Raw genomic sequence first — 375 nt, 5'->3', positions numbered from 1 at the left:
TGTTTTCGTAATTGGCAGTATTCACCCAAAGTTCAATTTGCGCCAAAACTTGGTTGGTAAAGCTATTACTCATCACAAAGGATGGATGGCCGGTAGCACAGCCTAAGTTTACCAATCTTCCTTGGGCAAGAAGGATGATGTCTTTGCCTGAAACGGTGTACTTGTCCACTTGAGGCTTGATTTCCACGTGGCTATCGGCATGCTGGTTCAACCAAGCTACATCAATTTCATTATCGAAATGGCCAATATTACACACGATKGTTTTGTCTTTCATCATACGGAAATGCGATTCAGAAACGATATTGCAATTACCGGTAGCGGTAACCACGATGTCGGCTTCGGGAATCGCGTTGGACATTTTTTTAACAGCATAAC

Annotated in this window: 1 protein-coding gene; it reads right to left on the bottom strand. The window is 43.0% G+C overall.

Features of this window, described 5'->3' with window-relative positions; translation table 11 throughout:
• Positions 1-358 (bottom strand): adenosylhomocysteinase (locus B9T16_RS29545; RefSeq protein ID WP_410246481.1); only part of this gene is annotated, 358 nt, incomplete at its 3' end.
• Between the last annotated feature and the right edge of the window lie 17 nt (positions 359-375).

It is taken from the genome of Arthrospira sp. PCC 8006, from assembly GCF_046480465.1.
Classification (GTDB): domain Bacteria; phylum Cyanobacteriota; class Cyanobacteriia; order Cyanobacteriales; family Microcoleaceae; genus Limnospira; species Limnospira platensis.
This window is presented reverse-complemented; position numbering and strand designations above follow the sequence as displayed.